27 protein-coding genes and 2 riboswitches are annotated in these 23,293 nt (G+C 63.3%); of the genes, 19 read left to right on the forward strand and 8 right to left on the reverse strand.

Annotated features, from left to right (window positions below):
* Positions 1–17 precede the first annotated feature (17 nt).
* The 4 genes from ACX80G_RS06035 to ACX80G_RS06050 all read right to left on the reverse strand — a co-directional run bounded on the left by ACX80G_RS06035 (position 18) and on the right by ACX80G_RS06050 (position 1,850).
* A complete protein-coding gene (locus ACX80G_RS06035; RefSeq protein WP_459306422.1) occupies positions 18–308 on the reverse strand; it encodes an FmdB family zinc ribbon protein in 291 nt (96 codons plus the stop codon).
* 32 nt (positions 309–340) lie between these two features.
* Complete coding sequence (locus tag ACX80G_RS06040) at positions 341–976, reverse strand: AmiS/UreI family transporter (protein ID WP_459306424.1); 636 nt, start codon at positions 974–976, stop codon at positions 341–343.
* 170 nt (positions 977–1,146) lie between these two features.
* On the reverse strand, positions 1,147–1,497 hold the full coding sequence (locus ACX80G_RS06045; protein ID WP_459306425.1) for a lycopene cyclase domain-containing protein: 351 nt from the start codon (positions 1,495–1,497) through the stop codon (positions 1,147–1,149).
* The gene (locus tag ACX80G_RS06050) at positions 1,494–1,850 is read right to left on the reverse strand and encodes a lycopene cyclase domain-containing protein (RefSeq protein WP_459306426.1); all 357 of its coding nucleotides are present in this window, start codon (positions 1,848–1,850) and stop codon (positions 1,494–1,496) included. Before ACX80G_RS06050 ends, ACX80G_RS06045 begins: the two co-directional genes overlap by 4 nt.
* Before the next feature lie 170 nt (positions 1,851–2,020).
* On the opposite strand from ACX80G_RS06050, the gene ACX80G_RS06055 reads away from it, so the two are divergent.
* The 9 genes from ACX80G_RS06055 (at position 2,021) to ACX80G_RS06095 (ending at position 10,329) form a co-directional block, all read left to right on the forward strand.
* Positions 2,021–3,034, forward strand: a complete 1,014-nt coding sequence (locus tag ACX80G_RS06055) for a LacI family DNA-binding transcriptional regulator (protein ID WP_459306428.1) — start codon at positions 2,021–2,023, stop codon at positions 3,032–3,034.
* On the forward strand, positions 3,031–4,566 hold the full coding sequence (locus tag ACX80G_RS06060; protein WP_459306429.1) for a sugar ABC transporter ATP-binding protein: 1,536 nt from the start codon (positions 3,031–3,033) through the stop codon (positions 4,564–4,566). Before ACX80G_RS06055 ends, ACX80G_RS06060 begins: the two co-directional genes overlap by 4 nt.
* Entirely contained in the window at positions 4,559–5,539 is a 981-nt protein-coding gene (locus ACX80G_RS06065; RefSeq protein WP_459306430.1) for an ABC transporter permease, read from the forward strand. The genes ACX80G_RS06060 and ACX80G_RS06065 overlap by 8 nt, the downstream gene beginning before the upstream one ends.
* A 62-nt stretch (positions 5,540–5,601) precedes the next feature.
* The gene (locus tag ACX80G_RS06070; RefSeq protein WP_459306431.1) at positions 5,602–6,543 is read left to right on the forward strand and encodes a substrate-binding domain-containing protein; all 942 of its coding nucleotides are present in this window, start codon (positions 5,602–5,604) and stop codon (positions 6,541–6,543) included.
* The gene (locus ACX80G_RS06075) at positions 6,540–7,502 is read left to right on the forward strand and encodes a ribokinase (RefSeq protein WP_459306433.1); all 963 of its coding nucleotides are present in this window, start codon (positions 6,540–6,542) and stop codon (positions 7,500–7,502) included. Before ACX80G_RS06070 ends, ACX80G_RS06075 begins: the two co-directional genes overlap by 4 nt.
* On the forward strand, positions 7,499–7,882 hold the full coding sequence (gene rbsD / locus ACX80G_RS06080; protein WP_459306434.1) for a D-ribose pyranase: 384 nt from the start codon (positions 7,499–7,501) through the stop codon (positions 7,880–7,882). The genes ACX80G_RS06075 and rbsD overlap by 4 nt, the downstream gene beginning before the upstream one ends.
* A 238-nt stretch (positions 7,883–8,120) precedes the next feature.
* Positions 8,121–9,224: a TerC family protein gene (locus ACX80G_RS06085; RefSeq protein ID WP_459306436.1), complete on the forward strand. Its 1,104-nt coding sequence runs from the start codon at positions 8,121–8,123 to the stop codon at positions 9,222–9,224.
* Between the two features lie 102 nt (positions 9,225–9,326).
* Positions 9,327–9,710 carry a winged helix-turn-helix domain-containing protein gene (locus tag ACX80G_RS06090; protein WP_459306438.1) on the forward strand — a complete coding sequence of 128 codons (384 nt, stop codon included), beginning with the start codon at positions 9,327–9,329 and terminating at the stop codon, positions 9,708–9,710.
* Between the two features lie 34 nt (positions 9,711–9,744).
* Positions 9,745–10,329 carry a dTMP kinase gene (locus ACX80G_RS06095; protein WP_459306439.1) on the forward strand — a complete coding sequence of 195 codons (585 nt, stop codon included), beginning with the start codon at positions 9,745–9,747 and terminating at the stop codon, positions 10,327–10,329.
* Between the two features lie 177 nt (positions 10,330–10,506).
* On the opposite strand, the gene ACX80G_RS06100 is transcribed toward ACX80G_RS06095, so the two are convergent.
* A complete protein-coding gene (locus tag ACX80G_RS06100; protein WP_459306441.1) occupies positions 10,507–11,085 on the reverse strand; it encodes a TetR-like C-terminal domain-containing protein in 579 nt (192 codons plus the stop codon).
* Positions 11,086–11,153: 68 nt separating this feature from the next.
* Between ACX80G_RS06100 and ACX80G_RS06105 the strand changes: the two genes are divergently transcribed.
* From ACX80G_RS06105 to thiD, 6 genes are all read left to right on the forward strand, one after another.
* Positions 11,154–11,651, forward strand: a complete 498-nt coding sequence (locus tag ACX80G_RS06105; protein WP_459306442.1) for a DUF4188 domain-containing protein — start codon at positions 11,154–11,156, stop codon at positions 11,649–11,651.
* A 55-nt stretch (positions 11,652–11,706) separates the two neighbouring features.
* The gene (locus ACX80G_RS06110; RefSeq protein ID WP_459306444.1) at positions 11,707–12,048 is read left to right on the forward strand and encodes a TfoX/Sxy family protein; all 342 of its coding nucleotides are present in this window, start codon (positions 11,707–11,709) and stop codon (positions 12,046–12,048) included.
* A gap of 349 nt (positions 12,049–12,397) precedes the next feature.
* Complete coding sequence (locus ACX80G_RS06115) at positions 12,398–12,865, forward strand: VanZ family protein (RefSeq protein WP_459306445.1); 468 nt, start codon at positions 12,398–12,400, stop codon at positions 12,863–12,865.
* A gap of 154 nt (positions 12,866–13,019) precedes the next feature.
* Positions 13,020–13,853 (forward strand): hydroxyethylthiazole kinase, encoded by an 834-nt coding sequence (gene thiM, locus ACX80G_RS06120; protein WP_459306447.1) that lies wholly within the window; start codon positions 13,020–13,022, stop codon positions 13,851–13,853.
* Entirely contained in the window at positions 13,850–14,521 is a 672-nt protein-coding gene (gene thiE, locus ACX80G_RS06125) for a thiamine phosphate synthase (RefSeq protein ID WP_459306449.1), read from the forward strand. Before thiM ends, thiE begins: the two co-directional genes overlap by 4 nt.
* Positions 14,518–15,381 (forward strand): bifunctional hydroxymethylpyrimidine kinase/phosphomethylpyrimidine kinase, encoded by an 864-nt coding sequence (gene thiD, locus ACX80G_RS06130; RefSeq protein WP_459306451.1) that lies wholly within the window; start codon positions 14,518–14,520, stop codon positions 15,379–15,381. The genes thiE and thiD overlap by 4 nt, the downstream gene beginning before the upstream one ends.
* Positions 15,382–15,396: 15 nt before the next feature.
* Here the strand turns inward: thiD and ACX80G_RS06135 are convergent, their stop codons facing one another.
* The gene (locus tag ACX80G_RS06135; protein WP_459306453.1) at positions 15,397–16,689 is read right to left on the reverse strand and encodes an MFS transporter; all 1,293 of its coding nucleotides are present in this window, start codon (positions 16,687–16,689) and stop codon (positions 15,397–15,399) included.
* A riboswitch (TPP riboswitch) is annotated at positions 16,682–16,789 on the reverse strand. (Overlaps the previous gene by 8 nt.)
* A gap of 107 nt (positions 16,790–16,896) precedes the next feature.
* Positions 16,897–17,006: riboswitch (TPP riboswitch) on the forward strand.
* On the opposite strand from ACX80G_RS06135, the gene thiC reads away from it, so the two are divergent.
* Positions 16,999–18,729: a phosphomethylpyrimidine synthase ThiC gene (gene thiC / locus ACX80G_RS06140; protein WP_459306455.1), complete on the forward strand. Its 1,731-nt coding sequence runs from the start codon at positions 16,999–17,001 to the stop codon at positions 18,727–18,729. It overlaps the preceding riboswitch by 8 nt.
* A gap of 57 nt (positions 18,730–18,786) precedes the next feature.
* Here thiC and ACX80G_RS06145 read toward each other — a convergent pair whose 3' ends face one another.
* Positions 18,787–19,455, reverse strand: coding sequence for a zf-HC2 domain-containing protein (locus ACX80G_RS06145; RefSeq protein WP_459306457.1), 669 nt, complete (start codon positions 19,453–19,455; stop codon positions 18,787–18,789).
* On the reverse strand, positions 19,452–20,051 hold the full coding sequence (locus tag ACX80G_RS06150; protein ID WP_459306458.1) for a sigma-70 family RNA polymerase sigma factor: 600 nt from the start codon (positions 20,049–20,051) through the stop codon (positions 19,452–19,454). The genes ACX80G_RS06145 and ACX80G_RS06150 overlap by 4 nt, the downstream gene beginning before the upstream one ends.
* 241 nt (positions 20,052–20,292) lie before the next feature.
* Between ACX80G_RS06150 and ACX80G_RS06155 the strand changes: the two genes are divergently transcribed.
* The 3 genes from ACX80G_RS06155 to ACX80G_RS06165 all read left to right on the forward strand — a co-directional run bounded on the left by ACX80G_RS06155 (position 20,293) and on the right by ACX80G_RS06165 (position 23,250).
* Positions 20,293–20,931: a hypothetical protein gene (locus ACX80G_RS06155; protein ID WP_459306460.1), complete on the forward strand. Its 639-nt coding sequence runs from the start codon at positions 20,293–20,295 to the stop codon at positions 20,929–20,931.
* A 256-nt stretch (positions 20,932–21,187) separates the two neighbouring features.
* On the forward strand, positions 21,188–22,222 hold the full coding sequence (locus ACX80G_RS06160; protein ID WP_459306462.1) for a carbohydrate ABC transporter permease: 1,035 nt from the start codon (positions 21,188–21,190) through the stop codon (positions 22,220–22,222).
* 56 nt (positions 22,223–22,278) lie between these two features.
* Positions 22,279–23,250 (forward strand): carbohydrate ABC transporter permease, encoded by a 972-nt coding sequence (locus ACX80G_RS06165; protein WP_459306463.1) that lies wholly within the window; start codon positions 22,279–22,281, stop codon positions 23,248–23,250.
* Positions 23,251–23,293 lie beyond the last annotated feature (43 nt).

Consider the following 23,293-nt stretch of genomic DNA (forward strand, 5'->3'; position numbering starts at 1 on the left):
GTTAGCCGCGCCAAGGACTAGGGCCGCGGCAGCTTACTGTGAAGCGGATTGAACGTATAGAGCGGCCTCTTGCGGCTGGAAGCGGGCGGCAGTGCCCCCGAAACCACCCGCGGTTCCGCTGCACTGCGCCGGGTGGAATCGATGAGCTGAAAGGCCGCCGATCCGGCCTTCGACAGGTTGGGCGCACTGATCTTCCGCCGGGCCGTCTGGCCGCAGGCCGGGCAGGATTGCAGGTCTGGCGCTGCACCCATCGGACTGATGATCTCGAAGGTACTGCAGCCGGGGCACCGGTATTCGTAGATCGGCATTGAACGGGTTGTCCTTCCTGGGCGTCGGGTTTCTAGGCCGGCGCCACGGCTTGGCCCTCGCGCGCCGTCCTGCTCCGAGGGATGCCGCGGCGTCCAAGGACGAAGGCCGCGCCCAGAGCAACGGCCGCTGCGATTGCCACGATGACGGCGTACCCGTCGTTCGTCTCGTACCTGCCGCTCAGGAGGAAGAAGGCAGGAATGGTCCCGGTGATGTGTGCGACGAAAATGGTGAACCAGCCGGTCACGAAGGTCAAGGATTCCTTGCCCAGCCCCAGGAGCAGGAAGAAGAGGAACCACAGGACCGCCCACGTCAGCCAGATCGCCCCGAAGACCGGGTCTCCCACCAGCGTGAACTGGAGTACTCCGATGGTCACGGCGCAGGCGGCGACGAAGATGGAAAACCAGCCCAGGCCCTCCCCGCTGATCCCTGTCATCTGAAGAATTCCGACATAGAGGTAGGTGAACCCGAAAAGGTAGAGCCCGGCCGCACCGAAGATGACCGACAACTCGTTGTTGGACTGAATGAGGATGATGGTCGGGAAAACTACCTGCATGATCCCGACGAAGAAGTTGAGGATCGCGGCGGACTTGCCCGGGACCAGCCCGATCAGCATGAGTCCATTTATGAAAAGAACCGCACCAACGTACAACAAACCGACACTGCTCATGGCGCTCCTCGAAAGGGCGAAGAGATGAAGCTTAGGTTACGAGAGCTGCTTCACGACGCCGGACAGCTGGTTCAGAAGCAGTAGATGAGTTTCCGGATATTCACTTGTGACCGCGACTCTAGTAGTGCCCAAATTGGCTGTCAACGGCCGGTCGCGCCCTTTCGAGCTGCCTATGCGCCGTGGTTTCTTTTGGCACGATCCCCGGTGTCATTCGACTTTGAGGAGCGGCCCGGAATGAGAGCCCACAGCGATGGGAGCAGGATGCACGCCCCGACGGTGTAGGCGAAGTCCTCAATCGGGGCCAGAGCCAGACGCACACCGAGGATGAGGTCGGCGTTGTAGTCGACGATGCCAGCAGCGATCAGTACGTTGTCGAACACGGCGGTCGCTAGCAGGAGAACAACCAGGGTGATTCCGATAGCCCCCCAGCTGGGAAAAAGGCTGCACTTCGTCCGATACGCCCACGCGGCAATGGCCAGAATCGGAACAAAGAAGATGATGTTGAGGACCAGATACGTCACGCAGCCACCTTCCGCTCCCGTTTCCGCTCCCGGACGGCGACGACGCCCAGCACATTCAGGGTTGTGTAACACAGCAGAGCGAGGAAGAACGGTTCCTCAAGGGGCAGCTCCGGGGCCAGGAGGATTCCCGTCATGAGGTCGGTGACGCCGCGGAAGAAAATACCGAATGCAATGCCGAAGAGGTCCCAGATGATGAAGAAGGTGATCCCCAGGGTCATGACCCAGGAGGCTTTGCGGGCGTCACGCCAGAAGGTGAGGCCAAACCTCCAGTCCAGGAGCACCGAGCCACCCAGCGAGAGGAGGAGCGCGCCGAGATAGATCAGGCCCATGCCGCACCGCCAACCGACTGGCATGCGCTCCGGGCAACCACGAATTCTTCGCACATGTAACTCATTGTTCCCCACCGGCACCGGTGGGTGCCTCCTGGACCTCGCCTGAAAGAGCATTGACCGCCTTCTCATCGTGTGGCATAGTTTGGAATCGATTCCACGGAAACGATTCCATGGCGGCCGAGGAGCAACAGGTGCGATCACTGACGATCAAGGACGTCGCCGATAAGGCGGGTGTCTCAGTAGCAACTGCCTCCCGTGTGCTCTCGGGACACCCCTCCACCTCCGCCGAAGCCCGCACAGCCGTCACCGAGGCCGCCCAGCAGCTGGATTTCCGGCCCAACGCCCAGGCCCGCTCCCTCCGCAAGACCACCACCGAAACCATCGGCCTGGTCCTTCCCGACGTCCGCAACCCTTTCTTCGCTGATCTGGCCCACGCCGTCGAACAGCGGGCCCGCGACTTCAAATACCTCACACTCTTCGGCAACGCCAACGAAAGCGCCGAACAGCAGGATCGCTACTTCGATGTGATGCTCTCCCAGCGCGTCGACGGCCTCATCGCCGCACCCCTCGGCGACCTCGACAGCCTCAAAAGCATCCTCGACAGTGGCATCCCCACCGTCTTCGTGGACCGCGTCATCGCCGACACCGCCGTCCCCAGCGTCACCCCCGACAACGTCACCGGCATCCGGGAAGCCGTCCGCCACCTCACCGCGCAGGGCCACCGACGCATCGGCTACATCGCCGGACCGCAGTCCACCTCCACCGGCCGCGAACGCCTCGCCGCCTACCATGATGCCCTCGCCACCACCGAAGCCGACGACGACGGCGACCTCATCTTCTTCGGTGACTTCCAGGCCGCCAGTGGTGCTGCCGGTGCGCGGCACCTGCTCGAACTTCCCCAGCCGCCCACCGCCCTCCTCGCGGCGGACAGCCTGATGAGCATCGGTGCCATCGGGGTCTGCAACGAACGCGGAATCGGTATCGGCACGGGTGTCGCCTTCGTCGCCTATGACGACATCGAAGCGTTCACCCTCCTCAACCCCGCCCTCACCGTCATCGCCCACGACGTCGACGCCATGGGCCGCCAGGCCGTCGAGATGCTCACCCAGGTGATCGCCGGCGAGACCCCCGCATCAGTCATCCTCCCCAGCAGACTCATCATCCGTGGCTCCACCCCGCCCCTCCCAGGAGGCACAACACCGTGAACACCAAACCCATCCTTACCCTGGACAACGTCACCAAGTCCTTCGGTCCGGTCACCGTCATCAAGGGGGTGACCGTCAACGTCTACCCCGGCAAGGTGCAGGTCCTGCTGGGCGAAAACGGTGCCGGCAAGTCCACCCTGATCAAGATGATGGCCGGCGTGCACCAGCCAGACGGTGGCCGCATCCTCGTCGACGGCGCGGTAACCCGGATTACCAACACCAAGGACTCCGAAGCTCTCGGCATCGCCACCATCCACCAGGAGCTCAACCTCGTGGGCTCCATGACCGTCGCCGAGAACATCTCGATGGGTCGGTTCCCGCACCGCTTCGGTCTGGTGGACAAACGCACAATGCGCGAAACTGCCAGGGCGGCCCTCGCGCTGATCGGCCTGGACATCGACGTCGAACACAGGGTCGGCGACCTGGGCATCGCCCGCCAGCAGCTCGTCGAAATCGCGAAGGCCCTCAGCCTCAACGCGCGCATGCTCGTCCTCGACGAACCCACCGCAGCCCTCACCAAGCGCGAGATCGCTGCACTGTTCGCCGTCGTCGAAGACCTCCGCCAGCGCGACGTCGGGATGGTCTTCATCTCCCACCACCTGGATGAAATCGCCGCCATCGGCGACTCGGTGTCGGTCCTGCGCGACGGCGATTTCATCGCCGAGGTGCCCGCTGACACGCATGAGGACGAACTGGTCCGCCTGATGGTGGGCCGCTCAATCGAAGCGCAGTTCCCCCGCCGCCGCGAATGGGACGGCCCAGCTGACACCCTCCTGGACGTGAAGGGGCTCTCCACGAAGGGCGTCATCAATGACGTCACCTTCTCCGTCCGCGCGGGCGAGATCGTGGGCCTGGCCGGGCTCGTCGGGGCGGGCCGCACCGAGGTGATCCGCGCCATCGCCGGCGCCGACCCCTACGTGGGCGGCAGCGTCCAGGTCCGCGGCAAGGACCTCCCCCAGTCCAACATCGGCGCGGCCATCAGGGCCGGCGTCGGGCACGTCCCCGAAGACCGGAAGGGCCAGGGCCTGGTGCTCGGCGCGACGGTCAACGAGAACGTGGGCTACGCGACGCTCGCGTCGACGGCGAAGTCCGGGCTGGTGGATCGTTCCGGCCAACGCGGCCGCGCCCAGGAGATTGCCGACAAACTTCGTATCCGCATGCACACCCTGGACCAGCCGGTGGGATCACTCTCCGGCGGGAACCAGCAGAAGGCCGTGTTTGCCCGCTGGATTGTGGCGAACTCGACGGTCCTGCTGCTCGACGAGCCGACCCGCGGCGTCGACGTCGGCGCCAAAGTGGAAATTTACGAACTGATGAACGCGATCACCGCCGCCGGCGGCGCCGTCGTCATGGTCTCCAGCGAGCTCCCCGAGGTGCTGGGGATGAGCGACCGGATCCTGGTGATGAGCGGCGGACATATCTCCGGCGAGCTGACGGCCGAAGAGGCCACCCAGGACGCCATCATGACGCTTGCCGTCCGCGACGTGCAGCGCGATCTCGAAGACAAGTCAATGGAGGACGGTCATGAATAAGGTTGCAACCGCTACCACGCCCAAGGTGTCGGGCGGGGCGAGGGCCAAGCAGCTCCTCGCCGACAATGGGGCGCTGGTGGGCCTGCTGATTCTTGGCCTGGCCCTGTTCATCGCCACCCCCGACTTCCTCACCGGCCCCAACCTGCTGAACATCGGCATCCAGGCCTCGGTGATCGCGGTCCTGGCGTTCGGGCTGACCTTCGTGATCGTCGCGGCGGGCATCGACCTGTCGGTCGGCTCGGTGGCGGCGCTTTCCGCGATGGGCTCCGCGTGGATCTTCTCGCAGGGCTCCATGCCGGGCTGGGTCGCCGTGATCGGCGGCCTTGCGATCGGCACCCTGAGCGGCGCGGTCAGCGGCTACGCCGTCGCGTTCGGCCGGTTGCCCTCCTTCATCGCCACGCTGGCGATGCTCAGCATCGCCCGCGGCCTGACCCTGGTCATCTCGGACGGCCGGCCCATCGCCACCGCACCCGAGGTGTCCTTCCTCGGCGGGAACCTCGGCGTCATCCCGATGCCGATCGTGGTGCTGGTGATCGCTGGCCTGGTGGCCTCGTTCATCCTGAACTTCACGGTGATGGGCCGCTACATGTACGCGGTGGGCGGCAACACTGAAGCCGCACGGCTCTCCGGCGTCCCGGTCCGCAAGGTCCTCGTCACGGTCTTCGCCCTGTCCGGGTTGTTCGCCGCCGTCGCCGGCCTGCTACTTTCCGGCCGGCTGGATTCCGCCCAGCCCCAGGCCGCCGCCGGCTACGAGCTGGACGCGATTGCCGCCGTCGTCATCGGTGGCGCCTCGCTGGCCGGCGGCGTGGGCCGCATCACCGGAACGCTGGTCGGCGCACTGGTGCTCGTGGTGATCCGCAACGGCCTGAACCTGCTCAACGTCTCCTCGTTCTGGCAGCAGGTGGTGATCGGCGTGGTGATCGCCGTCGCCGTCGGCATCGATTCCCTGCGCCGCAAGAACGCACCCCACTAAACCTTCCCTCACGTCACCCGTTCCGTCACCAAGTAGTTCAATCACCGAGTAAGGAAATAACAATGAAGTTCACTTCCCGCAAAACCGCAGCACTGACCGTCTCCCTCGCGCTGGCCCTGAGCATGACCGCCTGCAACCGTGGGGGCGACGAGGCAGCCGAGGGGTCCGCCTCCGCTACTCTGGCACTGTCCACCCTGAACAACCCGTTCTTCGTGGAGTTGCGCGACGGCGCCGAGGCGGCTGCCGAGGCTGCTGGCATCGATCTCGAGGTCGTCGACGCCCAAAACGACTCCGCCGCCCAGACCAACCAACTGGCCACCGCCGCGACCAGCGGCACGGATGCCGTCCTGATCAACCCAGTGGACTCCGACGCCGCCGCAGCCTCCGTGGCACCGCTGATCGACGCCGACATTCCGGTGGTTGCGGTGGACCGCGCCGTCAACGGCGCCGAGGTCCAGTCCCTCGTCTCCAGTGACAACGTGGCGGGCGGCCGCCAGGCAGCCGACGAACTGGCAGCAGCCATGGGCGAAGAGGGCGAAGTGATTGTCCTGCAGGGCGTCGCCGGCACCTCGGCGAGCCGCGACCGCGGCGCCGGCTTCGAAGAGGGCATGGCCGCGTACCCCAACATCACCGTGGTGGCCATGCAGACCGCGAACTTCGACCGCGCCGAAGCACTGAACGTGGCAACGAACCTCTTGCAGGCTAACCCCGACGTGACCGGCATCTTCGCCGAGAACGACGAAATGGCCCTCGGCGCCATCCAGGCGCTCGGCGACCGCGCGGGTGACGACGTCAGCGTGGTCGGCTTCGACGGCACCGAGGACGGCCTGGCCGCCATCGAAGCGGGCACCATGACCGCGACCATCGCGCAGCAGCCCGCCGAACTGGGCAAGCAGGCAATCGAAGTTCTGGAGCAGCTCCTCGCCGGCGAAACCGTCGAAGAGACAATCCCCGTTCCCGTCACCACAGTGAACGCCGACAATGTCGGAGAATTCACCGAATGAGCACCGAGCCGTCGGGCGTCGTCGTCGTAGGGTCCATCAACGCCGACCTCATAGTCACCCTGGAACGCCACCCCCAGCCGGGCGAAACCCTGCTGGGCCGGACCATGACCGTGATGCCCGGCGGCAAGGGCGCCAACCAAGCCGTAGCTGCGGCAAAGCTCGGCGCCCGGACCGTTATGATCGGCGCGGTGGGGCAGGACGCCTACACCGACGTCGCCCTCTCCGGGTTGCACGCCGCCGGTGTTGATACCGGCGCCGTGCAGCGCGTGGGGACCACCACCGGCGTCGCGATTGTGGAGGTGAACGACGACGGCGAGAACACCATCGTGGTGATCCCCGGAGCCAACGCCGAGGTGACCCCCGAGCTGGTTGCCGCCTCCGCTGACGTGATTGCCGACGCCGCCGTGCTGGTGCTGCAGGGCGAGATCCCTGCTGCGTCGGTGGCCGCGGCCGTTTCCCTGGCCACCGGGCGGGTGGTCATCAATCTGGCGCCGGTCATCCCGTTGGACCGCGCTACTCTGCTGCGCGCCGATCCACTGGTCGTCAACGAGCACGAAGGCGCGCTGGTGCTGGGGCAACTGACCGGTTCAGCTGACGCCGCCGACCCCTCCGGTCATGCTGCGACGGCCCGGGCCCTGCTGGGCTGCGGCTTCGCGTCCGTGGTGATGACTTTGGGCGGGAGTGGGGCCCTGCTGGCGTCCGCTGCCGACCTGCTGGAGATCCCTGCCCCGAAGGTGCCGGTCGTGGACACCACCGGGGCCGGCGATGCCTTCACCGGCGCCCTGGCCGCCCGGCTCAGCGCCGGGGATTCACTGCCCGACGCCGTCCGGGTTGCCGTGCTGGTCGGGGCGTTCGCCGTCGGGACCGAGGGCGCTCAACCGTCGTACCCGTCCCTAACAGATCAGCTGCCCGCAGCGCCCACCTCACCGATCACCACTGGACAGGACGATGACGCGTGAAGAAGACCGGAATCCTCAACGGACCGTTGAACGGGATCCTCGGTACCTTGGGGCACGGGCACCTCGTGGCGATTGCCGACGTCGGGATGCCCCTCCCGGACGCGGGCACCGTCGTCGATCTGGCCCTGGTGAAGGGCATCCCGTCCTTCACGGAGGTGCTCCAGGCGGTGCTGGCCGACGTCGAAGTCGAATCGTCATTGCTGGCTTCGGAAGCGACTGGCTCTCTCGTTGAGGACATCGTCCGCGCTGAAGGGTTGAATCCCGACTTCGTGAGCCACGAGGATCTGAAGGCTCTCCTGCCGTCTGCCCGGCTGATCATCAGGACCGGCGAGGCGACACCGTTCGCGAACGTGGTTTTGCGCTGCGGTGTGACCTTCTAGCGTTCGGCGCATTGGTTGCCGATCACTGTTCGCGACGGTTTGTGTCGACGTGGTCGGGTAGCGCCTCCCGCGGTGCCTTCTTGACGGTAAAACATGAACTGTGCTTCACTTGTTGAGTACACGGAGGGGAGTATCCCCACAATTGTCCCGTCATCACTACGGCCCTTAACGGCCCGGCGGACAGGCCCCTAAACGGGCCGGGAAAGACCTCCGATCGATTCGATCGGAGGAGTTTTTCATGAATGTCCCATTCTGGATTTGGGCTGCGGTTCTTGGCTTCATCGTGGTCATGCTTGCCGTTGACCTGTTCGCTCACCGCCGGGCCCACGTCATCGGTGTGCGGGAAGCAGCGGCATGGTCGGGAGTGTGGGTTGCTTTCGGCGTCGCGTTCGGGGTGCTGGTCTGGATAAATTGGGGTGCCGAGTTCGGCCAGCAGTACTTCGCCGGGTACCTCATCGAGAAGTCCCTGGCCGTGGACAACGTCTTCGTCTGGGCCATCATCTTCAGCTACTTCGCTGTCCCGCGGGAATTCCAGCACCGGGTGCTGTTCCTCGGCGTGCTGGGTGCGCTGATCTTCCGGGGGATCTTCATCGCCGCTGGCGCCGTACTCATCCAGAACTTCGCCTGGATCCTCTACGTTTTCGCCGCCTTTCTCCTCTACACCGGCTACAAGATGATCCGCCAGCGCAATGAACACCTCGACCCCGAGAAATCCGGGGTGCTCCGCCTGTTCCGCCGCTGGGTTCCCATGACCGAGCATTATCACGGACAGAAGCTACTGGTCCGGCGGAACGGCATCTTGCTCGCCACCCCGCTACTGGCGGTACTGGTGCTCATCGAGGTCACCGACGTGGTCTTCGCCGTCGACTCCATCCCTGCGATCTTCGCCGTCACCGACAAAGTGTTCCTGGTCTTCACCGCCAACGCCTTCGCCATCCTGGGTTTGCGCGCCATGTATTTCCTGCTCGCCGATCTGATCCACCGGTTCATCTACCTCAAAATCGGGCTAGCCCTGGTGCTGATCTGGGTAGGCATCAAGATGCTCCTCAAGATCGACCTGTTCTACATCCCCACCACCATCTCGCTGGCCGTGGTTGCTACCATTCTCACGATCTCCATTGTGGCAAGCCTCCGCGCCACCCGCGGACAGGGCAGGCAAGCACTTCCTGCGCCACCGGAACCCCCTTTCCGGGTCGCCACCGAGGAAGAGGACGCCGAACTGGAACCAGTGTGGCGCGGTCGGGGCAGCACCGTCGACCGAGCCCGCCGGGAGGGCTCCGAAGACACGCTCCCAGTGCACGACAGCCGGGAGCGGGCAGAGAAGGACGGAGGTACCCGATGAATGCCTCCCACCACATCCAGGGGCGCCCCGTCGCCGTCGTTGTTACTCCGCAATCGGACACAGGAGGACAATCTAAGTACATCAAAGGAAAGAATCACTCCTATGTCCCACCCCAGCCCAGACGGCTTTATGGTCAACCATCAGGCCACCGATGCAGCGAACCACGGCACTGCTCCAACCCAACGTCCGCCGTGGACATTCCTCACCAATCACAGCCACGTGCTGCTGACCATCAACGGGGACCCTAATGCGCTCGTCGAAGAGATTGCCGCCACAGTAGGAATCACTCCGAGAGCAACACTTCACATCCTTGCGGATCTAGAGCACGCCGGTTACCTGCAGCGTCTCCGGGAGGGTCGCCGCACCCGGTATGTGATCCAACCCAACCAGCACTTCCGCCACCCTGCCACCGCGCACCAGGAGATTGGTGCACTTCTGGCGATCTTCGCCCCCACCGACGGACATTCACGGAAGGAGTTGCCGTGAAAGATCAGGACCTGGGCCACCTGCACGGTGAGCCGTGATCATCGTTCTCGCCGGCGTCGATGGCGCGGGTAAGACCACAGCCGGGAAACTGCTGACCGAGCAGCTCGCCGCGGCCGGTTATCCCGCAATCTTCACTGCTAACCCATCCGGCCGCCGAAGCATGACCGCGTGGTTCGACCGGACCGGTCTTCGGCTACCTATGGCCGTGTTGGACGGGATAGAAACCGGTATTCGCTGTGTCAATGTGGCGATCTCCCACCTGCGCGCCAGGAAGAATCCCGGTGTTGTCGTCATGGACCGGTACCTCTACTGTCAGCTCGCGCTTCGGCGAGTGCGGAGGCTACGTCCGGGGCGGTTCCTGCCGACCCTGATCAAGGTCCTCCCCACCCCGGATGTGGTGCTCTACTTCGAGGTTGACGCCGACGTCGCCTACGAACGGGTCAGCAGCCGCGCCGCGGACACTGAGACCCTTGAACATCTCGGGGCCCTGGCTAAGGCGTATAGGGAACTTGATGACTTTTCGTCGTTCGTCAGCATTGATGCAAACCACTCTTCGGAGCGGGTTGTCGAGGACATCTTGCAGGAACTTGGGGTGTGCGGCCTGGGGCTTCAGGCGTGAACAAACCCAGGCATCTTCACCCTCGACCCCTGCCCAACAAACGCTACCGCCCAATCGTTACCTGAGTTCTGTCCCTGAGTGTCCCCTGCCCGCGCGGCCGGGACACCACCAGGAATCACTCATTCGCTTGACAGGCGATGGCACTTCGTCGATACCGGCACTTCGGCAGTCTCTAGCTCACACAATGGCCCAGGCGCGGGCGGTCGCGTCGAGGGCAGCGCTATAGACGGCGGGCCAATCTGCGTCAGGACGGCCCATCTGCGCCAGCTCCAGGCTGACTAGGCCATGGACTTGACCCCAGATCGCGACGGCGACGAGTTCCACGGGCGCTTCACGCAAAGTCCCGGCGGTCTGCGCGGCAGCGACCGCATCCATCAACGGTTGCATGGCATCGGCGGCCGCGACGGGGTTCGGCTGGCACTCCACATAGGCGGCCAGCGCGCCGCCGAACATGAGCCGGTACAGCGCCCGGTGCTCCAGCGCCCAGGTCCGATAGGACTCGCCCAGTGCTTCAAGCCCGCCGGAGGCAGCCGCGAGTTGCGAATCACGGAACGACACGAACCCATCGTCCACCACCGCTGTCAGCAGCTGGGACTTCCCGCCGAACAGCGAGTACACGGCCGAGGTGGACGTTCCGGCCGCCGCGGCGACATCGCGGAGCGTCACCCGCGCTGGGCCCTCGAGATCCACCAAATCGGCTGTGACTGCCAGCAGATCCTGCCGGAGGGAATCATTGTGCACGATAGGTCTTACCATAGCACCCAGTGTTTCATAACCTTGTTCTGTAACAATGTTATACAACAAGAAAACTATAGGAGATCCTCATGGCACAGCAAATACTTCCCGGACGGCACACTGCCTATCCGGGAAGAGACAACGTGACAGTGTTCCTGATCGGGATGCGGGCCAACCGGTGGTGGAAGGTGGGGACCGTGGGTAGGGTTGCCGCCGCCATGCCACGGATGCTTCAACATCTCGCGGCCGACCCATCCGCGGGAATGCTCGGCTATGAGCAATGGTTCGGCCGCACCACCATGCTGCTCAGCTACTGGGAAAGCCCCGAACATCTGCGGAAGTTTGCAGCGGACAAGGAGTCGCCCCACTTGGAGCCTTGGCGCCGATTCATGAAGGAAGTCGCCGGGACTGGGGACGTTGGTGTCTGGCATGAGACCTATCAGGTACCCGCCGTCGGAATCGAGGCAGTTTACAACGGAATGCCTCTGTTCGGGCTGGCCAAGGCAACGGCGCTGATCCCTATCGGGTCACGCAACACCACCGCAAAACAACGGATGGCGCAGGTCCCGCCGCACACCGTCCCTTGACAGATAACGGCCCTCGCTTCATATTCAGAGTGCAGCTGCGAGCAAGGGAGCTACCGTGACCACCACTGCTTTTGCACGTGACATTCTGACCCAACGGCTTCGAGACCTCTTCGCCGCCCACCAGAATGTGCGTGAGGTACGAATGTTCGGCGGCGTCTCGTTCATGATTGATGACCGCATGGCAGTTGCCGCCGATCGCGTCGGTAACCTGCTGGTGCGCACCAACCCGGCAGATTACGACAATCTACTTCGTCGCGGCGGGGTGCCGGCACTGATGGGTCGGCAGAAGCCGATGGGGCGCGGCTGGCTGACTGTGCCCCGTCAACAGTTCGACGACGACGCGGAACTCGCTTACTGGGTCACCGTAGGCATCGAGTCCGGGAACGCGCCGAACTGAACCCTGGTTCGGGTACCGCAGATTCTCGTGTCATGCATCGGCGAACAATGGGCCTATTACCTGGTGGGTAGCGCCCTCGAAGCGGTACTCCTCACTGCCATAGCCCGCACAGCCTGGAAGTGGCCGTCATCTCAGCACGCACCCCTCGCCACCATGCACCACCGTACGGAGAACCTATCCTAACGAGGTTGCCGCCCGGGACACTTGGTGGGTGTGTAACGTCGACAGCCGGCAGGAACTCACCATCTACACTCGTGGAATGGGACCCTGGACTTTCGATCCGGGGGCTGTCCGCCTTTGAGCGAAGGAGTCTGCGGTGATTAACTCATTCCTCGCACAGCATTCATCAGTGGCACCTATTTTCTTGTGGAGTGCAGTCGCCGCTAGCGCTTTCCTCGGATGGCTGCTCCACCGGTTTGGGAAGTCCCGTGCGCTTCTGGTCCTTGCGTGTATTGGTCTGATCGGTGCTCTCGCGCTGACCGTCACCCCGTCGACCAGCCAGCCCACCACCTTTTGCCTAGTCCACTTCTCGGGACCGTTCCAAGGGATTGAACCCCTGGCCAACGTCGCAATGTTGCTTCCACTGACACTGTTCGCAACTCTTGGATGGCGACGCCCGCTGCCGGTGCTCATCGCAGTCTCAGGCCTGTCCGCCCTTATCGAGATTATTCAGGCGCTCACGCCGAGCCTTGGCCGCACCTGCGACACGAACGACTGGTTCATGAATACCCTAGGCGCCACTATCGGCACGCTACTGGCGGCTGGAATTGGCGCCTTGGAGACCCATCGCAGGCGCCGCGCAAGCGAACAGCCTTGATCCAAAAGAGACTGTGTAATGTCCTCTTTCCGCCCGCCGAGCTCACGTCCTCTAGGGTGGTGGTAGTGACACGGGGTGCTGACCGCCAATGGTGCAGCTGAGAATCCACACCCGTTGAACTGATCTAGTTCGAACTAGCGAAGGGATGTCGCGGATGGCTATTCGCTATACATCATCTGACTGTGCCGTGCTCCTTGACGCGTTGAGGGTCCAGCGACCGCTCGTGCAGTGTATTACCAACGCTGTCGTCACAAATTTCACAGCGAATGTCCTGCTGGCCGTCGGTGCGGCCCCCGCAATGGTGGATATCCCCTCGGAAGCGGGACAGTTCACGTCCGTGGCTTCCGGACTCCTGATTAATCTGGGGACTCCCCGGGAGGAACAGCGGGCCGCGATGGTTGAGGCCGTTTCTGCGGCCAGCGATGCGGGGATTCCATGGGTCTTGGATCCCGTGGCCATTGGGTCTCTGACGGTCCGCACCGGGCTGGCGCGTCAACTTGTTGAGCGTCGACCGAGCATCATCCGCGGCAATGCGTCGGAAATTCTGGCTTTGGCCGGAGCTGGAGCCGGAGGCCGAGGGGTGGATTCGCTGGAGGGCCCCTTGGCAGCCAGGGAGGCTGCAAAACATCTCGCGGCCGCGTTTTCCTCAGCGGTGGCGGTGTCAGGTGAAGTGGATCTGATCACGGGCCCCGACGGCGAGGCCGTCACCGTGGCGAACGGACACCCGTTGCTGACCCAGGTGACAGGTGGTGGGTGCGCCCTCGGTGCAGTCATGGCCGCCTTCGCTTCCCTGACCGATGATCCTCTGCTTGCGGCCATGGCGGCAACAGCCGTCTACACCGTTGCCGCCGAGCAGGCGGCCAGGCGAGCGCACGGCCCGGGGAGTTTTGCAGTCGAGTTCCTGGACCAACTATCAGGCGTCGCTCCCGACGACGTCATCAAGGCATTAAACCTCCGCCACGCGGACACGCCGGACGGCATCCGGTGAACCAGCCGAATATCAGAACAGATTTTAGACAGCACCTCCCGCTTTACCTGGTAACCGATACCAGCCAGTGCGTTCCGCGAACGGTAACCGCTGTTGCTGCCGCAGCAGTGGCGGGGGGAGCAACGGTGGTTCAGGTGCGCGACAAGGAGGCGTCATCCCGGGATTTGCTGCACCTGCTGATGGCGGTCGCGGACTCTGTAGGAGACGTGGTCCCGGTGCTGGTCGATGACCGGGTGGACATCTTTCTTGCGGCGCGGGCGGCAGGGGCACAGGTGGCCGGAGTGCATGTCGGCCAGTCCGACCTGCCCGCGGAGCTGGTTCGCACCCTCGTAGGGCCGGAAGCCATTGTTGGATTGAGTGCAGCAACTGGACCGGAGATCCAGACGGCGCATCGCCTGCCTGAAGGAACGGTGGACTATTTGGGAATTGGGGTCATTCACGCCACTGCCACGAAGGCGGATCACCCCCCACCGATCGGCGTCAACGGTTTCAGAGCCCTTGTTAGGTCAAGCACCCTACCCTGCGTCGCGATTGGCGGCATCAGCTGTGCTGACGCGCGTCCACTGCGGGATGCAGGAGCTGCCGGAATGGCCGTCGTGTCCGCGGTCTGCGCCGCCATCGATCCACAGGCAGCGGCCGAAGACCTTGGGGCGGAGTGGCGCCGGTGAAAAATCACGATTTACGCAGTGTTCCGCGGGTCCTCAGCATTGCCGGGACAGATCCGACCGGAGGGGCCGGGATTCAGGCAGACCTGAAAAGTATCGCCGCCCTGGGCGGATATGGGATGGCCGTTGTCACCTCCCTCGTGGCGCAGAACACCCGTGGTGTCCGCTCCGTACACACGCCCCCGGCAGAGTTTCTGGCCGAACAACTTGAAGCGGTCAGTGATGACGTGGCGATCGATGCGGTGAAAATCGGCATGCTTGGGGATACCGCCTCTATTGCCGTCGTTCGCGCGTGGCTTGACCGGGTGCGGCCGCCGGTGGTGGTTCTGGACCCGATTATGATCGCCACCAGCGGGGACAGGCTCATTGCCGTCGACGCCGAGGCCGCACTGCGGGAGCTGGTAGGCCAGGCGGATCTGGTCACCCCTAATCTTCCCGAGCTGGCGGGCCTCCTGGATGAACCTGTCGCCGCGGATTGGCTCGCAGCTATTGAACAGGGCCGGAACTTGTCCCGGGCTTGCGGGACCGTTGTGCTCGTCAAGGGAGGTCATCTGGCAGGGGTTACCAGTCCCGACGCCCTCGTGCATGCTACCGGCGTCCTAGGTGCTATGGGAGGAGACGTTGTCGAGTTCTCTTCCGCGCGGGTATCCACAAGGAACACTCACGGAACTGGATGTTCGCTGTCCTCCGCCGTCGCCACCGTCATGGCTCGCACCGGTGAGTGGTCCGTTGCTGTTACCCAGGCCAAGGACTGGCTGCAGGACGCACTTATCCACGCCGACGAATTAGACGTTGGGCAGGGCAACGGGCCGATTAACCACTTCCATCGGTTATGGACCGCAACGGGAACAACAACGCGCTGAAGGCGGTAACCACCATCAGCAGAGTTGGCGTGTCCTGTTGGTTTCGGGTCCGATGAATCCGCCGACGGCCACCAGAATCCCGGCGAAAGCGAGCAGCACCGCGATGGCTTCGTGCCGTCCCATCATGTCCTGCAACGGGGGGAGGTAGTACGGGTAGAGGGCGGGAAGGACGATGGAAAGGCTGTACCCGACGCCATACCCGCTGGACCGCACCGCCGCCGGGAAGCGTTCAACGAGGTAGGCGCCCACGGGCCCGTATCCGGAAACCGTCACTATCTGCAGGGCCACCACCAGCACCACCAAGCCGCCGATGCTGGTGGTGGAAAACACGCCAAGGAACGTTATCGGGGCCAGAACCGCTCCAAGCAGACCGAACCCGATGAAAAAGAAGCGCCGCCCGGTGTAGGTCGACGCGTGACCGCAGGCCGCCATGAACACAGCGGACGCCGCGGTGGCACACATCATTGTGAAAGAAATGGCTTTCGCACCCAGGAGCCCATCCAATGCCAGTTCGCTGGTCAGCGTGGGGATCGCCATATAGGTGAAAAGCCACAAGCCACTCATCAACAAAAAGACCTGCCACAGCTCGCGGCGGTGCTCACCAACCAGAATGTCCTTCAGTGGGTTTACCCGCTTGGGCGAACGCTTCCAGACGGGAGAATCCGCAACACGCTTCCGGTAGAAGACCAGCATGCCGAATGCCAGCAAGGATCCGAGCAGGAACGGGATCCGCCAACCCCAAACGTTGTACGCATCCTCGTCCAGCACGGTGAGAAGGCCGAACACCAGGGCCGCAATGCTGGCATTGGCCCACGGCGACATCCACATGATGAGTCCGCTGATCAGGCCGCGTCGTCTTGGTTCCGACCATTCCATCGCGAGCGGAATCGCCGATGTGTACTCGCCGCCCAGGAAGATCCCTCCGACGAATCGTAGGGCAACAATAGCCACCAGTGTCCCGCCGCCAAGAACGGTATGACCGGGAACCAGGGCGATGAGCAGGGTCGTCACCACGATGCCTAACAGCGCCATCTGGGTCGTGGCGGTTCGGCCGATCCGATCCGCTATCGGACCGAAAATTGCGCCCCCCAACGGTCTTCCAAGGAGGGTCGCAATGAAAATCAGTCCTGCGTTGCCTGCCAGATTTTCCGGACCGAACAGGTGGGCGACCGCGGGTGCCAGGGCGATGACGGGTAGGAAAATGTCGAACTGGTCGACGTAGTTGCCGAAGATCCCACCGCGTACGGCTCGCCGCGCATCGAGCGGCATGGTCTTCCTGGGCGCGTCAAGTGCGCGGATATGAGGCATCGATCTCACTTCCTTCGCCGGCATTACCCGGACAGGTTCAACGGTCGAAGCTGCTTCAGCTTCCTCTCAGCCCGTGGCGCGGGCTCCCGTGTGATGTTTGTTCTGCAAACACTAGAGCACGTTGAACGCTTCTCCGACTTTTTTTCCTTTGAACAGCCCCAGGTGCCTGCGTCATGTCCGACATGGGCGGACGGGATGTTAGTGTCGTGACATCCACACGGGTGCCCTATTGCAAGGGCTGAGATTGGGTTGATGCAGCCCTTGACCGTCGAACCTGTCCGGGTCATGCCGGCGAAGGAAGTAGGAACCTTGAGTGCCGTTAATTCGCAGTCCCTTTCATACGTCCACGATTCTGGGCACAGCATTGCTGTGCCCGTCACCGAAATCGCCCTCGAAAACTCGCCGGGCAACCGTCCCAACGAACCACTCCGCGTCTACCGTACCGCCGGCCCCGGCAGCGACCCGGTGGTGGGCCTGCCGCCACTGAGGCAGCCCTGGATCACCGGCCGGAACGACGTCGAGCAGTACCAGGGGCGCGAACGGAACCTGTTCGACGACGGCAAGTCAGCGATCCGTCGCGGGCGTTCCTCCCGGGAGTGGAAGGGTGTGCAGCCCATCCCACTGCGTTCCCGCGACGGCAGGATTGTTACCCAGATGCACTACGCACGTCGCGGGGTCATCACCGAGGAGATGAGGTTCGTCGCGTTGCGCGAAAACTGCGACGTCGAACTGGTCCGGGCCGAAGTCGCAGCCGGGCGCGCGATCATTCCCAACAACATCAACCACCCCGAATCGGAGCCGATGATCATCGGCAAGGCCTTTCTCGTCAAGATCAACGCCAATATCGGCAACTCGGCGGTTACCAGCTCGATCGCCGAGGAAGTCAGCAAGATGCAGTGGGCCACCCAGTGGGGCGCGGACACCGTCATGGACCTTTCCACAGGAGATGACATCCACACCACCCGTGAGTGGCTCATCCGTAACTCCCCGGTGCCCATTGGCACCGTACCCATCTACCAGGCATTGGAAAAGGTAAACGGGGAGGCTAGCGACCTCACCTGGGAAATCTTCCGTGACACTGTTATTGAGCAGTGCGAGCAGGGCGTCGACTATATGACCATCCACGCCGGGGTACTGCTCCGCTACGTTCCGCTCACCGCAGAGCGCGTCACGGGCATCGTCTCCCGCGGCGGGTCGATCATGGCCGGGTGGTGCCTGGCCCACCATCAGGAAAACTTCCTGTACACGCGCTTTGACGAATTATGCGAGATTTTCGCCCGATACGACGTCGCCTTCTCACTCGGAGATGGCCTGCGGCCCGGCTCCATCGCCGACGCTAACGATGCCGCGCAGTTCGCCGAACTGGACACCCTCGCCGAACTCACGAAGCGGGCCCGGGCCTACGACGTCCAGGTCATGGTGGAGGGACCCGGCCACATCCCCTTCCACCTGGTTCGGGAGAACGTGGAAAGGCAACAGGAATTGTGCGACGGCGCGCCGTTCTACACCCTTGGCCCCCTGGTCACCGATATCGCGCCAGGCTACGACCACATCACGTCAGCAATAGGAGCGACCGAAATAGCCCGGTATGGCACCGCCATGCTCTGTTACGTGACGCCGAAGGAACACCTTGGCCTGCCCAATCAGGACGACGTCAAGACCGGAGTGATCACCTATAAGATCGCCGCGCATGCCGCCGATCTGGCGAAAGGACATCCGGGCGCCGGGGATCGGGACGACGCCATCTCGAAGGCACGCTTCGAGTTCCGGTGGCGAGACCAGTTCGCGCTTTCGTTGGACCCCGAGACTGCTGAGCAGTTTCATGACGAAACACTTCCCGCCGAACCGGCGAAGACTGCCCACTTCTGCTCGATGTGCGGACCGAAGTTCTGTTCCATGCGGATCTCCCAGGACATCAGGGACCAGTTTGGAGGCGCCTTGGCGCAGGAAGCTATCGCCGGGATGGCTGGTAAGTCCACCGAATTTCGCGCCGCCGGGGGCAAGGTCTATCTTCCCGCGCCGGTCCTCCCCCGAAACTAGGAGTCAGCGGGCGGGCCAAGGAGCGCAGTGGAGACGGCGGGTCGGTTCAACTCCGGATTAAGCCGAAAAGTCGGATGAGAGCACTTGACCCCCACCTTGGTCGCGCACGATGAAACCGACAGCTTCATCACGCAGCACGGCGGCGTTAAGGTTGCAGCGGACCTCCCCGTCGGTGCCTACGAAGGCCCCGGCGGGGTATTCCGCCCCGTCCTCTCCAAGCACCACAACCTCGTAGCGCCCGCCTGGCTGGAGTCCCGTTGCAGTGAGCTGGACTTCCACCCCCCACGTATGGTCGATCAGGTCTGCCGTTGCTTCGATGTCTGCTGTCTCGACGATTTGGACAGCCTCAAGGGGCACCCTGGGTTGCGGATCCGCCGCGGCAAGGTTCAATCCGATCACGACGGCGGCCGTAGCGGCTGCGGCACCCAACGCCGAGACCAGCGCGGTGCGGGCGGTCCCGTTCATGCCTGACCGGTGTTCCTCCCCTTTGATCAGGTCCTCGATCTGCTGTCCCAGTCCGAGGGGAGGCATCACCGGATCGGGAACAGGGCCCCGTACCAGGGCTAGCGCTGAAACGGCCGCCGCCAGCTCCTCAAGCTCGGCGCGGCAGGTGGGACACCCGGTCAGGTGGACCCTCATGTCGTATTCCTCGGCCGGTGAGAGGTGGCCGAGGGCGTACGCGCCCAGGGATTCGCGCAGTCCGCGATGATCGGGGTGGTCCGTCACGGGGTCATCTCCAATTCTTCCATCACAATTCGTAGGGCTTTGAGCCCGTAAAACACCCGGCTACGTAAGGTGCTGACGGGGATCCCCAGCTCGGCTGCTACCTCGGCGTACGGGCGGTCGGCCAGGTAGGTTTCGGTAAGGGCATGCCGGTGTTCCTGGCCCAGCCGTCTCAGTGCTTCCTCTACGATCCATCCCCGCAATAGACGATCGCTGGGGTCGGGTACCACCGGTCCAGTGTGCTCGGTGAACGTCAGATCCACGACGTTACTCTGCCACGGACGCGCGGCCGCGGCGCGTGAGTGATCAATGACCACGTTGCGGGCGATCGAGAACAGCCACACCCGCAGCGATGACAGTGACGGATCATAACGGTCCCTCGCCCGCCAGGCGCGGAGGAAGGTTTCCTGGACCACGTCCTGGGCAACGCCGTCGTCGCCCAAGGACCTGAGCGCGAACCGGTACAGCTCGGCACCATGGGCGACGTAGGCATCATGCACACCTTCCTCGCGTGACAGCGAGGGCGTTCGGTTAGCCGCTCGAATCAGGTTTCTCATCTTCAGCAGTTGCGCTTCACGTCGCCCGGACAGGTGATCCATCGAAAACAACTGCCCTTCGGACTGTCGATCTTCGTCGGTTGTGCACGAGACTCCCCTTTTGATTCCTACCTGGCTAGCGCGTTGTCAATAGTATGTACGGAGGCGGTGGAGTCCGCGTTGAACCTCGATGGGAAAAACTCGTCAGCAAGTTCTTCAACGGCTGCCTACCCGCCGACGTATCTACAGGTGTACCCACGCCGTTGGGACCGGCCGTACCGGCCGACAACCGTAGGAGACCCTCATGCGCATCAGCAACCGTACCGGAGCAATTGCGACTATCACCGTCGCTGCCCTGAGCCTGGGCACCCCACTCGCCTTCGCCAATTACGACGGCGGCTGGGGAGATTACGATCGTGGAGGCGTCAAGGCCGCCTCCTACATCAACCCGGACATCGGCGCAGCGACGGAGAACGCCGACGTCAACCGGGACTCGTCCTGCTTTTCCCCCGACCAGCGCGATGACCAGCGCCTGAGCGATCCCGGCACCGCCAACCGTAACGTCCACAACGATGCCTGCTTCCTCGATAACCGGGGCAATAAGGTCAGCGGCCCGGCGTCCTATCAAAGCTTCGGTGCCGGGTTCATCAGTGCTTGCCCGGACCCCGACGGCGCTGGACCCGAGTTCGCCATCCTTCGCGACACCAACGGTGACGGTCGAAACGACCTCTGCTTCCAATCCGCTTATCAGACACGGGGAACCGCGGGGGACTTCGAGTTCCACGCCCGGTTGAACAACACCACGACCACCGGCAGCCAGTACGTCGTATGGTGCGCCGACGCCGATAGGAACGGCTGCCGTGACGAGGACGTCAAGGACGACATCAGGATTGACTGGAACAACGGGCAGCCCACCGGCGACCGTTACAGCTGGAGCCGCTAACCGAGTGACGTGGCTGCGGAGGCGAGGGCCTCTGCAGCCACATCATCGGCTGCGACCCACCGCGCCAGCGGTGACCGCCGGAACACTCTGCCGAACTCCCCGCCAGTCGTTGCGCGCCCGCGCAATGCTGTGGGTAACGTGGCTTTCAGGACGTTGCCCACTGTTTCCTTCGAGGTCACCCGGGGTTGATCTCAGATTCGCTCTAGCTCCATAGCGTTGCTCTCATCAGGCAGTTGTGATGGGAGAAGCGGACCACATGGCATCAGAAGTAATTGTGCGGCGGCGAAAGCGGCAGCGCATGGAGCGCCTGTGGCTACCGGCAATCTATTTGGCCCCCACCCTGGTGTTGCTGTGGGCCTTTGACATCTATCCGATTCTTCTATCCGCGTGGATGAGCCTATGGCGCTGGGGCATCCAGCCCGAGCAATTCATCGGTCTGGACAACTACATCAGGATTGCCGAGCAGATCGGTGACCGCCCGGGAGGTGCCCCCGGGGAAGTTGGCCAGAGCCTTGTGGTCACCGGCTTTTACGTCCTGGGGACCGTACCTGCGACCATCGTGATCGCCTTCGTGATAGCTAATCTGCTCAATTCGAAGGTTCGGTTCCTGGCGGCGCTGCGTACCGCCTACTTTGTCCCGTACATCACGTCCACAGTCGCGGCGGGGTTGGCGTTTGTCTGGCTGCTCAATCCCCAGGTAGGAGTCCTCAATTCGGTCATGGAATGGCTGGGACTGCCCCCGCAACAGTGGCTTCTGGACCCCGACCCTCTAGTACCCAAACTGCTCGGTGCAGCGGGTATTGGCTGGCCCGACGGCGTTCCCGGGTTCCTGGCGGGTCCCAGCGTTGCCTTGGTGTGCGTCATGGCGTTCAGCGTGTGGAACACGCTCGGTTTCGCCGTCGTCATCATCCTGGCCGGCTTGATTACGATCGATCCTCAGGTGAAAGAGGCCGCGAGGATGGATGGGGTGAACTCCTGGCAGATGGCCACCCGCATCACCATGCCGCTGGTTTCACCAACCCTGTTCCTGCTCCTGGTGGTGTCCACCATCCGGTCTTTCCAGAGTTTCAATGAGGTATACGTTCTCACGAGCGGCGGTGGCTACGGGGCAGGTGCAGGCTCGCCACTGGATTCAACCCTGACGCTACCGGTGCTCATCTTCCGCCACCTCTACGAGCGTCCCAGCTCGGTGGGATTCGCCGCGGCGCTGTCGATGCTCCTGTTCCTCCTTCTGTTGATCGTCACCCTGGTGCAATTTCGGTTCGCTGAGCGCCGGGTGCATTACGACTGAGTCCCCTTCGGAATTCCAGACCTCACCACCATCAGACTGAGAAGGCGGAACTGTCCGTGGCACTGCACACCATCGAAAGTACGACTGACGTCCCTACCAGCACCCCACATCCGGCCGCTCCTCCCAACCAGCCCAACCGGACCTACGCGATCCAGCGCTGGCGCCGGATCGCCGGAAGGGTTGTCCTGTACACCGCATTGATCGCCGGGGCGGCCGTCATGCTGTTCCCCTTCGCCTGGATGATCACAAGTTCCCTGAAGACCTTCCAGGAGGTCAACTTGTCGCCGCCGACGATGCTGCCATCGGATCCGCAATGGTCCAACTACGCCGAGGCTTGGGGTGGGCCGCCGTCCGGGTTCGGGCGCTATTTCCTCAACAGCCTGATAGTGGCAGTGCTCGGCACCGTCTTGCAGCTCGTCACGGGGATCACGGCCGCCTATGCCTTCGCCCGGATGAAGTTCCGGTTCAACAATCTCCTCTTCCTGGTGGTGCTGGCCACCATGATGATCCCCTTCGAAGCGCGAATTGTGCCCAACTATGTGCTGATCCGCCAGATCCCGCTCGTGGGCGGTAATGATCTCTTCGGGGAAGGCGGATCCGGGCTATACGACACCTATGCCGGGATGATCCTGCCCGGCGTCGCCGGAGCATTCGCAATCTTCCTGCTGCGACAGGCGTTCATGGCGGTGCCGCGCGATTACTGGGACGCCATCCGCATGGACGGGGCATCCCACTGGACCTTTCTGTGGCGAGTACTGGTTCCCATGACCATGCCCGCGGTACTCACCGTGGTGCTGTTCGGGTTCATTGGCAGGTGGAACGAGTTGCTGTGGCCCCTAATTGCCACCCAGAGCGAGTCCATCCGACCAGTCCAGCTCGGACTGATGGCGTTCTCCGGCGACGAAGGCTCCCTCTACCACCTGCTGATGGCTGCCACGACACTGGTCGCCATACCGGGCATCATCTTTTTCCTCTTTGTTCAACGCCGCTTCGTTGAAGGCCTCACTGCCTTCGGTGTCAAGGGCTGAGATTATCCGCCCGTCCACTGACCATCCCACTCATCGCACAACA

The organism is Arthrobacter glycogeni (assembly GCF_054510815.1).